Here is an 11,032-nt window from a genome sequence, read left to right as displayed (position 1 = left end):
TGATATATGTCAAGTATATTTGCGAGGTAAAATTATGCAAAATAAAAATCACAATCAAAATCCCCCAAGATCTCAACTTGAGCTAAATCTCGGAGAACAGCTTAATGCACTAATCAGTGCTTCACACGCACTTAATGTAAGAACTGCAGCCCTTTTCGATCCCACCTTGCAGCCTGCATCTTTTCTAATAGTCCGTTGGCTTTTAGCTCACGGAGCGTCAACTGCTACTCTTATAGCAGAATCGACTGCCATGGATCGAAGTTCTGTCAGCCGGCTTGTAACTCAGCTCAAACAATTAGGTTATGTAAAAAGTGAAACTCACCCTGAAGACCGCCGCGGAATATTAATATCCTTGACAGAGTCCGGGCGGCTAAAAGCATCAAAGGCCATAAAAGAAAAGGAAAATGAATTTTACAAACGCATTTCAAATTGGAAGGATTCAGAGCTCGAAACATTTATTAATATGCTTAAGAGCTTTAATGGGAATATTTAAGGAGGACATATATGTAAAAACGCAAGCTCATAGAGATGAGTATTTAACCAAAATCAAATTCAAATTGCAGAATTTTAATCCTCTTCCAGTCGCACTGATTTTCTCACCAACCTTAGGCCATTCATCAGCAATAGATAACCCAATAATCCACCTAAAGTATTCAAGATAACATCATCAATATCCGCCGTCCCGAGTTTTGTGATTAGCTGTATTCCTTCCAGGACAGAACTTGTTGTGAAGGTAGTAATCACAAGAGCTTTTGCACTTTTGAGCTTAGTAAAAACAAGGGGCAGCAAAAAACCCATGGGCATAAACGCTAAGACATTGCCAAACAAGTTAAAAAACCAAACATCAATATTATCATCACTGACCCAACTTATATAAGCAATGATTGTTTTAAAAGGAATTAAATTAAACCGCAGATTCTCCACGGAAAACCTAAAGTATTCACTGTAAGCAAAAAAGAAAAGTCTATAGACCAAATAGGTAAAATAAACAAGAAAAAGTACCCCTGGGATTTTTCGCACCAGCTTATTTAAGCGGGAAGGCATATAAATGCTCCTCACTTTCTCACTTCTTATTATTTCCATATTCATATACCTTCTGGAGATCCTCAAGCACCATATGATGACGTATACTCTGAAGTTTTGCACCTAATTCATGGCAAAACCCAGCCGATATCTTCCCCTTAAAGTACCGATGTACCAAAGATTTGTTTTAAGTGATGCTCCAGGTGTCTCAGGTAATCCTGTACCAACTCAAAGAATGTCATGGATTTATTATCACCTATGTCACACACATAACCCAGTTTCTCTTCCGGTATTCTTGAGATGATTCTAAGGATATGTCTATTTAAAACCGACCAGAAGGAAATAATCTCATCCAGAGGCATGTATTGATAATCCTGAATCATGACCCAATTGTTTTGGTCATAAGGCACTATCACAAAAGGCTGCTTCTCAAACTGAATTTTTATGAACCTATGATGATTGTTAGTAGCGGAATCACATAAATGGCCCAATATTTCCTTTTTCGACCACTTGCCTTCTATGCGGACTGAAAATTCTTGTTCTGAATACTGTTTGACCTTGGCAGGAATTGATTTAATTAAGTAGTTAAGCCTTTCGTTAATATCTCTCATATCCTCACTCTTCTTTCTCATCAATATTCTTGGCAAGCAATCGATTATCCAATGTATACCATGCCAAGCATGGTTGGGTTCTGCTTTATAACATTGTCATTAATCAAGTCACCCACGTCCGGATTATTTATCTTCTAAGAGTATATTGAGCCCCTCTATTTCTGTCGATAACTCTTTGTTTTTATAAGTTTTTCACGAGGTAGATTAAGAGATAGCCGTTTAAATAAGGGGCTGTAATTCCACCTGGGTGGATGTTCCTGACTTAGTGAATTGAACCAACTCAGCCCCATCGGCCGAGATATAATTTTCATCGCCCTGCAATTTAACCTCCGTAAGATGACCCTCAGTAATAATATAGGCTGTATGATTATCGTAGAGAATTATCTGTCCCTTCCCTCCAACCAGGGCACTCATATTTTCATTATAAGGAACTGATCCTTCCCATTCAGTTTTTAGTGCAGGGTTATCCTTCATCACTTCAAGGTCAGCTGTAGTTTTAATCTTTACGAGTTGATTATCAACTACTTCTCCGATATACACTCTTCCGTTTCTAACCCCAATAATTCTATCATTGGTATTTTCTGAGATGATCAGACGCTTATCTTTTTTTAAGGCTTCAACATATTGAATTGCCGCAACTTGCTGGATAGTCCCCACTTTACTGTCAAGATAAAGTGTCGAGAAGCGATCAGAGGTGGCCATATTATTGATAAGCTCTCTTGGTTTGTTTAGAGTGCTTAAGTTTTTCATAAGGTTAATTTTCATGAGCTGTTGGGTAGAGCCATTCGTGACAGTTAAGTACATTAAATTAGTAGCTGCTGCGACAACAAACTTATCTAGTTTTCCGCCTTTGGAAATCTCTTCACTGCAACTCGGTGGATCAAAGGAATTCAAACGATCCTCAGGAGCGCTATCTTCATCACTCTCCGGAAGTTCCAGGGAATAGAGTTCAGTAAGTTGTGGACTTCCATACCGTTTTTCATACCTAGGTTCAGGCGGAACCTTTTGGGTCACAATTCCCCCTTGGTTTGGGTCTTCTGTTTTCTCCACATCTGCAGGGTTGGGGACAATAGTCTGAGGGGAGGATACTTTGACGGTTGTCACCTCATTAGGGTTTTTCTTGGCATAAAAATAGAGTAAGATATTTCGATCCGGCAACCATTGATACCTCAAAACTCCCAGGGTTTGATCCGTGGCAGACGGAGATGTTTTTTCAAAAACAATCTTTTCTTTTTTTAAGTTAAAAATTTTAAGTGTACCCTTCTCCATATAAGCCAAGTAGTCCTTGGCGTAAGAAACTTGAATATTAGTAAGCTCAGAACCAGGGATGGTTGCTTGAAGCTGGAGTGTGATCGGTGGCTCATTTTCTAGCGGAGTCAGTCCCATAACTTTTTGAATTTGGATGTTCAAAAGCGTGTGCCCTCCAAATTGAAAAACCAGTGAGACTAATATCCAAACTAACAAAATCCGAAGTTTCTTCTTCATCTGTAACTTCTCCTTCTATAACGGTAATTACTTTGATCCTATAAGAGGGAGCTGCAAGGCTTCCTCCATTCGTTGCTACTATTCTGGCATGACCACAAATACCGTTGGCAGGTAGCGTTCACCAGCCCAGTTCCAAAGTTTATTAATCACTTTTCCGTTATAAAAGAGTTCTGTAGAAGAACCGCCATCCAGATTGGCCGCATTCACGGCATCATAATCCAGGAAAAGGTTATAGAGATCGCTCATTTTTGCTCCCCAACTCCAAGTTGGTTGGCGACCATCTATTACAACGAGAATAATCGTGCCATCTGCTTTCTGTCCGATGGCAGTTCGTGGCGCAACTCCCCAAAAAGAGTCTTGAAATTCCCCTCGTTTTCCGTCTTTTATTAAGGCTGGCCAGAACGATACCCCTTCCTGAATGTTTTTCTTTTTAATGTCATCAGCCTTTACTTGTCCCACGATCAGTTTACCCTCTTTATCAAGGGCCACAATGTCTGTACTCTTGTCGCCAATACTGTTATGGACGATTTCTCCATTATGAATGGTTAATCCGTCAGGAAACCCTCCATTTCCTGCACCATTAGGGTCATAAAACCCTCCGCCATTTATTCCCGCAATAGCCCCAGTGTCTTTAACGAAGTCACTTACCCGTTCACCTCTAACCTCCAATTCTTTTGTCACAGCCACTTTTACCCGTTTGGGATCCTTTATGAGCATTACTTTTCCTTTAAATGTCTTACCCTTAATATCTTCAATCGTGATACCAGCGGATGCATCTGAAACAGTATGCCAGGTTGGACAGGGCCTTGCTGCGCTGTCATATTTGTTAACAATCTCGCTAATTTCTTCATCCGAGAGAAACGCCTCAACAACCTGTGGATGTCTAGAAGAGAGAATAGATCCAACCGCTAAAGTTTTCGTTGCTTCAAATGGCCCCCACAAAACGGTAAACGGAAACAAGATTACGGAGAAAACCAGATTAAAGAGCATAAAAACCAGCATCATTTTGGGCCGTATTTTTCGATTTTTCCTCATGCTGCCTCCCTTAAGATCATGATTAATAAAACCTCACTCTAAGGGGTAACGACAAAGGCTGTGGAAACATAGCGTTCCCCAAAAACGTTCGGAAGTTTATTCTGAACTTTACCTTGAAAGACCATTTCTGAGGAAGAACCGCCATCGAGATTGACCGCATTAACGGCGTGATAATCCTCAAAAACTTTCGTGAGGTCACTTAAAGTCGCCCCGATACTCCAAGTAGGCTGGCGTCCGTCAATAACAACGAAAATTACAGTACCATCCGCCCTCTGACCGATACCGGTCCGTGGGGCAATTCCCCAGTCACCATCTTCTAAAATTACAGATTTGCCCCCTAGGATAAGATTAGGCGCAAAAGTAACAGCTTCACGAATGTGTCGAGCCTCCAATTGATTGGCCCTCATCTTGGCCAGAACCAGTTTTCCTTGGTCATCAAATCCTACAATATTGGCTTCGTTTTCTCCCACATTATTGTCGACCAGTTTCCCGTTCTGCACAGTTAACCCGTCTGGAAAAGCTCCGTTCCCTTTACCATTTGGGTCATAAAACCCTCCGGCATTAATTCCGGCGATGGCTCCCCTAGCTTTGACGAGCTCGCTAACCCGCTCTCCCATGACCCCAATATCTTTAGTAACGGCCAATTTAATTCGGGTGGGATCCTTGATCAACATCACTTTGCCTTTAAATTTTTCACCTGAGATATCCTCCACTATGACTCCCGAGCTTATATCGCTAAACTCTTTGGGTAGTCCGATTGCTTGTTCCGATTCTTTTTCATATAAAGGGGGGGGGCCATCGCTTGAGGACTGGCAAATGACGTAAATGCTAGTACTCCTATTGCCACAACTCCCAGCAACGACCATTTAGCTGAAGATCGATGATCCTCTCTGCTTTTAATCATGATTAGTCTCTTCTTGATTTGAGAATTTGAGCCGCACAAACTTGCCATACCTGCCAGGCGAGGGGCTATAGAATATGTCTCTGCCAGCTTGAGTAGTGTATAAGCGTAGTCGCTGCATTGCTCCGCATCTATCCGGGCTGTCGCTAGAGCATCACAGGATATCTCCTGGTCTTCCCGCATCCGGTAAAAAGCGTACCAAATAAGTGGGTTAAACCAGTGACAGATAATCAACAGCTGGGTTAAGCAATTTATCCAAACGTCCTTACGTTTAAAATGGATAAGCTCATGTAAAAAGATATGATTTAACTGTTCCAAACTAAACCTTTCCTCAATTCCATTGGGTAATAGCAACCTGGGGCGGCTCAAGCCTAATAATGATGGGCTGTTTACCTGCCTCGACTTTAAGAGAGGAATCTCCGTTTTTATCCTTAAATCTGCTTTGAGCTTATTGAACTCCGAAAGCAAACCTTGGTCAGTCACCAAGGCATGTCCAATGTTTTTAGAAAACCGTTTGTTAACGATTACTGTGAGAATGGTCAATATCAAGACCCCTGATAACCATATGTAAGACATTAGTCTATAAACGAACGGGAAAGAAATCCACGTATTGGATTTTTCCTCAATTGGGCCCAGGGTTTCTGAGCTTATAACAGCCATCTGAGAATTACCATCCCCGACAGCTGCTAATTCTAAGGCAGATTGTTGGTCGGCAAGGTTTGTTGAGGATGATGGTATGGTTCGGTCAATGATCGACGCCACCTTTTGCTGGAGGTGGGAAAAGTCGAGGTAATTATAAACACTTATCGGGCTATTGGGTGTCCATGGCAACACTAAACCAATGATTAATACTGACCATAACATATACTGAAAGCCTGCCCCGATTTTATATCTAAGTACAAATTTTACTCCGAGAAGAAAAATGATAAAAATGCTTGCCTTGGCTGATGTTATCAAAACCCAGTTGAAGAAGCTTAGATAATTTGCCTGTGAAAGCGTTAGCATCTCTTTACTCCTTCCTGTCTTCAAGGAGCCGTTTTAGTTCTTCGATGTCGTCCTGAGAGAGTTTTTCATCTTTAAGAAAGTTAACCAGCATGGGCTTTAGAGCTCCGCCAAAAACTCGAGTAAGAAAAGACTTACTCTCTGCTTGGATACACTCTTGCTCGGTCACCAACGGATAGTAGATATAAACTCTGCCCTCTTCTTTGAAACCGAGAGCCCCTTTTTTCACCAGTCTCCCAATTAAAGTCTTAATCGTGTTTGGTTTCCAATCTGTCGGTTCTTCTAAAGCCTTAACAATTTCATTTGCTGTACATGGCACCGACTTCAACCAACAGATCTTCATAACTTCCCATTCTGCATCAGATATATTGGGTATGTTTTTCAAAGTTGGATCTCCTCTCAGTTTAAGTTTACATATGTAGTTGATAGTATACTACAACTGTAATCAATTACTGTCAAGCATATTTTCTGAACTTTCTAGGCATTCCAGTCCGGTTACCGTTGCTTAAACCTTACAAGATCTCCCAGGATCACTGAGCTTGCCTCCCCTTGGATTATTAAAAATAAAACAGGACCCATTCCTACGACAGAGAAAGGGTCCTGTTAATTCTGGAAAATCACCTATTGGGTTATACCCTCTCCTAAAAGATCTTTGAATTCATAGGTAATATCATTCTCCATTACCGTTACCTCAAGATATTTTGCTGCAGTTGGCTTTTCCGGGGAAAAATCCGGGGTACTAAAACCAGCACAGGAAATATACCGAACTCCCCTATCCAGCTCACATTGATTGACATCTCCCGAAAACAAGACCCAGAGGTTTTTTCCGGTTTTCTCCCGATATTCGGCCAAGGTATCCTTGAGTAATTCACTTTCTTTGGCATTAATAAAAGTTGCGGGAGCTGCTGACATGACAACAAATACATTACTGCCGGTCAGGTTGTCTAACTCCTTGAACAACCATAGCCATTGTTCAGGATCACTTCTGCGCAGTCCCCCCTGACTGACATCTAACTGAATAAAGCTGGAGTTCTTATAATCATAGGTTTTATATTCATTCTTAGAAATCAGGGCAGGTTTGGACATGTCTCTGACAGCAGTTGGGGCTTGGCTTCCGGTATAAACCGCCATGTCCAAATTTTCATTAATATACCCGGTCATTTTGCTCAACAATTGCTCTTCCATAGGATTATAGCTTGCCTGCCTGCTAGCAAAAACGGAAAACTTAAAACTTTCCGGACCTGACTTAAAATCTGTTTTCCTGTTGGCATCATCTTTAGGGCTTGTATTCTGAGGTATTTCCCTTTGCTCAATTACCGGGGAAGGCAGGTCGTCATCGAAGGAATCAATTGTATCTGTAGAGTCTGCATAGATCGCTGCAGCAATATAGGCATTTACGCCCCCTACGCTGGCCTTGATATAGCCTGCACCAACTGCCGTGGCTTTAAAGATTCCCTCCTTGAGATCTCCTATTTTCCCACTTACTGCCCACTGAACATCTTTCGGCTGAATTTTTCCTTGGAAGCCCTGTTGGTCGTAACCAGTTACCTGGATGGTTTGGCTCTGTCCAAGAGGTAAGTCTATCTTATCTGCACTGAACTCAAGCATGACAGGAGCACTTAAGGAACGGATATCCAACTCGGCTGTTAATTTCCCCACTTGGGCAATTATTTTGCCCTTGCCAACCGAAGTGGGCTGAAACTGATTATCTCTAAATCTTCCTTTAATCCCGCTCACCCTCCATTTTATCTGTTGAGGATTAATCTCGACCGGATTAGCGAAACTGTCCACTCCCCTAAGTGTATATTTTCTCGAAGTATGCACAAAAACATTAGGATCCTCGGTTTCTAGGATAAGCTTGGCCAGTGAACCAGAAGAGGCCTGAGAAAAGATTCCAATACCGTTGGCAACAGAACGCATAGAACCTTCAGAAGGTATGTTGACAAGGTCTAAGGTGGAAGTTCCCGGCTTTCTGGCTACCATGGTAGTAGATCCGCCGCCATCAAAAATCAGGGCATTGTAGGCTCCTAATTCCTCCATGAGTTGAGCGGACTCACTCTGGGTAAGACCGATACTGTTATCCTGTCTGCCATCGATCGTAACCAAAATCAGTTGTTTCCCATCCTCGGAACTCCCTGCCAAGGTGCGAGGGTTTTTCTTGTCAAAACTGCCGGTGCTATACGAAAAGGTCTCAGGAATCTGACCGTCCTTGACCAGCAGCGAGGACCCGGTTGCTGACATTTGCAGATCGGACCAGTCTGGGTTAGCGGTAACGGTGAATTGTGCCGGCTCTCCCATCCTGAAGCTTTCCAGAAGTTTAGCAGCTTGTTCTCCCCGGGAAATCACCACATAACCTTGGGCAGGTATGGTTGCGGCAGGCATAGCTTGGCGAATTTCTATCACCTGTCCTTGGGAGACAAGAATCTCCACTAAATCCGGATACGTTTCCGAGGCTCCGAGAGTGGTGGGTCCCCATTTATTATCCAAGACGGTAATATCCTTATATTGCTGACGGCTAGGCTGGTTGTACTGAGTCACCGCAAATGAAACATTATTGAATCCGGTCAAGGTAAGGGAGTTTTTCCAATAATTAAAAAGGATCTGACCAGCGTTATCCAGAGAGAGGGAAGCCATTTCATCATTGTTTTGATTGTACCAACCGGTGGTGGCTACGAGGTCTCCTCTTTGTACAAAGGGTCCATCAGGATATCCGGTACCGCCACCCATGGGATTGAAGAAGCTGGCGTTGACGGCAGCTACGGCATTGTTTTCCTGGGCTAAGGCAAGTACAGTAGAAAGCGGATCTGTGATCCGGCTATTAGCCAAGGTATCTATTTTGATGTTAGGATTCGTGGTATCAATACGTAATACTTTGATATTTAACCACCCGTCTGCTGTAAACCGCGAAATATGTTCCAGAGTTGCTCCAGCGGTTATGGTCTGTTGAACTCTAGTCTCATAGAGAGTTTTTGGTTGGGCTACCGCTGTGCCGGAGATTGTCAGGACAGCGCAGACTGTTGTCAGAAAGATTACAAGTACTTTTTTTAAATAAGTCATTTTAGTTCTCCTTGGATATTTTTTCATAAAAAATTCAGCTTATCATCATACATTCCACATCTTCCTAAATAATCCTCTCCCAGGGGAAAGATTAGTTGAATTCAAAAAATAAAGTCCCAGGGCTTCCTAGGACTATCCCTCAACCTACCCCTTATCGTTTAGATAAGCGACTAGACTGAACACATTAACTACATTTCTACTTCTATTTTCACTTAACTTCTATCCGAAATGAATGTGCAGAGTCATGGGTTTCATCCCATCTACCATTAATTTCATAAACATATATACCTGGTAACGTAGGTGCACTAAATTTCTCATTATTTAGGATTATTTTCGACTCAATTTCTCCTTGGTTCCAGTGGATTACTTCTATCTGTTTTGGTTGATATTTGGTATCAAATCTGATCGTTATGTTGCTATTCGGTTCAACTGCAATAGCGTCAATATTCTTTGTTGTTTCTTCGGGAGGGGGGGTTAGATGGCTATTTCCACCCTTTTTTTTATCTAACCAATTGTACATAGACTCCACGGTCGGAATCGTTAAATTATTATATTTAACGATTGGAACTGGTGCTTCTTTAGGAATACCAGTATTGATTGCGAAGTATGCAATAATTCCAAGACCTAATAGCAGTAACAGAATTATATTCGTTATGATCTTTTTAGTAATGATATTATCGCCTCCCTTGTTTCTAAATGTTATTCGTTTCCGGCATTTATCGAAGAGCTTATTAAAAAACCTAACTAATTAATCTACTATCTATGACGTTTGCAAAAATAAGGACCCAGCCACCCATCTTCATGTGTTAGGACAAATGTCCAATTAAATTGTTCATCAGTAATATAAATATCTGCTGTTTCAAGATCGATTATAAATTGGCTCAAATCATCAAATGAAAATGTTCTGAACTTGTTGTCAATGATATATCCCGTATTTTTATATTGATGGAAAAGATAAAAGCTATATAAGTTATCTTTTAAAATATCTTTAAAGGAATTTCTTGCCTGTTCACCACTTTCACACTCCCTTGCTTTGTAGCTGAATATATGCCAAAGCATGTCCTCGTAAGGGATCTTTTGTCTATCTATCCCAATAGGCACGAAAGAATCTTCCCATATTTTCTTTATCTTTGTTGTTTCAATAGAATTTAGATTTAAAACTGTAAATCTTGAGTTATCGCCCATCTCTGATTCCCCCTTAAAGAAATTAAAAAAATCACTTCTAACGAGGTTTTTAGACATTCTAAAAGTGACTATATAAAATCCTCACCAGGAATAAGCCCAAGGCGCTTGGCTTCAACAATAGCCTCCGCTCTTGAGCGAACGTTTAATTTCCCAAAAATTCTTGTCAAATTGTACTCAACCGTACGTTGACTTATCAATAAAACATCTGCAATTTCCCTGTTACCCTTACCTTTAGAGACTTCTCTCAGAATCGCTTGCTCCCTTTCATCGATTGAAATACCTTCTATGCTTTCTTCATTCACTGAGATAGCAACCCTAGCATCATTACGCCTTAGCTGATGTAAGAGAGATACGGGTATAACAGCCTCGCCATGCAAGGCACAGCGGATCGCCGTTATAAGTTGCTCTCGTGATGCTGTTTTACTTACGAACCCTGCAACACGTGATTCAACTAGAACATTAAAATGCGGAGCAATATCGTAACCTGTATAAATTATAATTGGGGTATCCGAATTTGTCGTGATTACTCTCCGAGTTAATTCCAATCCATTGATTACCGGCATATTCAAATCAAACATCAGAACATCAAAAGTCTTGTTTTTTAATAATTCTAATGCTTCCATACTGGAAGTTACCACAGTAACTTGCATTTCCACGTCTTGCTCAATCATGCTTTTTGTACCTTCACCAACTGAGGGATGATCATCGACTAATAAAATTTGAATCACTTTAT

12 protein-coding genes are annotated in these 11,032 nt (G+C 41.2%); 1 reads left to right on the top strand and 11 read right to left on the bottom strand.

The window, feature by feature from the left end:
- The first annotated feature begins 34 nt into the window (after window positions 1–34).
- Complete coding sequence (locus DP73_RS15780) at window positions 35–493, top strand: MarR family transcriptional regulator (RefSeq protein ID WP_034600704.1); 459 nt, start codon at window positions 35–37, stop codon at window positions 491–493.
- A 74-nt stretch (window positions 494–567) separates the two neighbouring features.
- Here the strand turns inward: DP73_RS15780 and DP73_RS15775 are convergent, their stop codons facing one another.
- The 11 genes from DP73_RS15775 to DP73_RS15725 all read right to left on the bottom strand — a co-directional run bounded on the left by DP73_RS15775 (window position 568) and on the right by DP73_RS15725 (window position 11,027).
- Window positions 568–1,083, bottom strand: coding sequence for a VanZ family protein (locus DP73_RS15775; RefSeq protein WP_242865780.1), 516 nt, complete (start codon window positions 1,081–1,083; stop codon window positions 568–570).
- A 98-nt stretch (window positions 1,084–1,181) separates the two neighbouring features.
- Complete coding sequence (locus DP73_RS15770) at window positions 1,182–1,634, bottom strand: DinB family protein (RefSeq protein ID WP_034600703.1); 453 nt, start codon at window positions 1,632–1,634, stop codon at window positions 1,182–1,184.
- 219 nt (window positions 1,635–1,853) lie between these two features.
- The gene (locus DP73_RS15765; RefSeq protein ID WP_034600702.1) at window positions 1,854–3,119 is read right to left on the bottom strand and encodes a hypothetical protein; all 1,266 of its coding nucleotides are present in this window, start codon (window positions 3,117–3,119) and stop codon (window positions 1,854–1,856) included.
- Window positions 3,120–3,197: 78 nt separating this feature from the next.
- Window positions 3,198–4,154: a phosphodiester glycosidase family protein gene (locus DP73_RS15760; protein ID WP_034600700.1), complete on the bottom strand. Its 957-nt coding sequence runs from the start codon at window positions 4,152–4,154 to the stop codon at window positions 3,198–3,200.
- Window positions 4,155–4,192: 38 nt separating this feature from the next.
- Entirely contained in the window at window positions 4,193–4,867 is a 675-nt protein-coding gene (locus tag DP73_RS23970; protein ID WP_348982447.1) for a phosphodiester glycosidase family protein, read from the bottom strand.
- Window positions 4,868–4,881: 14 nt separating this feature from the next.
- Window positions 4,882–6,060, bottom strand: coding sequence for a M56 family metallopeptidase (locus DP73_RS23965; protein ID WP_034600698.1), 1,179 nt, complete (start codon window positions 6,058–6,060; stop codon window positions 4,882–4,884).
- Window positions 6,061–6,064: 4 nt separating this feature from the next.
- Window positions 6,065–6,442 carry a BlaI/MecI/CopY family transcriptional regulator gene (locus DP73_RS15745; protein WP_034600696.1) on the bottom strand — a complete coding sequence of 126 codons (378 nt, stop codon included), beginning with the start codon at window positions 6,440–6,442 and terminating at the stop codon, window positions 6,065–6,067.
- Between the two features lie 236 nt (window positions 6,443–6,678).
- Window positions 6,679–9,114, bottom strand: coding sequence for a phosphodiester glycosidase family protein (locus DP73_RS15740; RefSeq protein WP_034600694.1), 2,436 nt, complete (start codon window positions 9,112–9,114; stop codon window positions 6,679–6,681).
- A 208-nt stretch (window positions 9,115–9,322) separates the two neighbouring features.
- Window positions 9,323–9,634: a hypothetical protein gene (locus DP73_RS15735; RefSeq protein ID WP_034600691.1), complete on the bottom strand. Its 312-nt coding sequence runs from the start codon at window positions 9,632–9,634 to the stop codon at window positions 9,323–9,325.
- 236 nt (window positions 9,635–9,870) lie between these two features.
- Window positions 9,871–10,299, bottom strand: a complete 429-nt coding sequence (locus DP73_RS15730; protein WP_052090734.1) for a DUF4275 family protein — start codon at window positions 10,297–10,299, stop codon at window positions 9,871–9,873.
- Window positions 10,300–10,367: 68 nt separating this feature from the next.
- A complete protein-coding gene (locus DP73_RS15725) occupies window positions 10,368–11,027 on the bottom strand; it encodes a response regulator transcription factor (RefSeq protein WP_034600689.1) in 660 nt (219 codons plus the stop codon).
- Window positions 11,028–11,032 lie beyond the last annotated feature (5 nt).

The sequence above is a fragment of the Desulfosporosinus sp. HMP52 genome, from assembly GCF_000765145.1.
GTDB lineage: Bacteria > Bacillota > Desulfitobacteriia > Desulfitobacteriales > Desulfitobacteriaceae > Desulfosporosinus.
This window is presented reverse-complemented; position numbering and strand designations above follow the sequence as displayed.

Coding starts and splice junctions, on each gene's coding strand:
- DP73_RS15765 (WP_034600702.1), bottom strand. CDS start 3,119: ATGAAGAAGAAACTTCGGATTTTGTTAGTTTGGATATTAGTCTCACTG.
- DP73_RS15780 (WP_034600704.1), top strand. CDS start 35: ATGCAAAATAAAAATCACAATCAAAATCCCCCAAGATCTCAACTTGAG.
- DP73_RS15760 (WP_034600700.1), bottom strand. CDS start 4,154: ATGAGGAAAAATCGAAAAATACGGCCCAAAATGATGCTGGTTTTTATG.
- DP73_RS23965 (WP_034600698.1), bottom strand. CDS start 6,060: ATGCTAACGCTTTCACAGGCAAATTATCTAAGCTTCTTCAACTGGGTT.
- DP73_RS15740 (WP_034600694.1), bottom strand. CDS start 9,114: ATGACTTATTTAAAAAAAGTACTTGTAATCTTTCTGACAACAGTCTGC.
- DP73_RS15730 (WP_052090734.1), bottom strand. CDS start 10,299: ATGGGCGATAACTCAAGATTTACAGTTTTAAATCTAAATTCTATTGAA.
- DP73_RS15735 (WP_034600691.1), bottom strand. CDS start 9,634: ATGTACAATTGGTTAGATAAAAAAAAGGGTGGAAATAGCCATCTAACC.
- DP73_RS15770 (WP_034600703.1), bottom strand. CDS start 1,634: ATGAGAGATATTAACGAAAGGCTTAACTACTTAATTAAATCAATTCCT.
- DP73_RS15775 (WP_242865780.1), bottom strand. CDS start 1,083: ATGGAAATAATAAGAAGTGAGAAAGTGAGGAGCATTTATATGCCTTCC.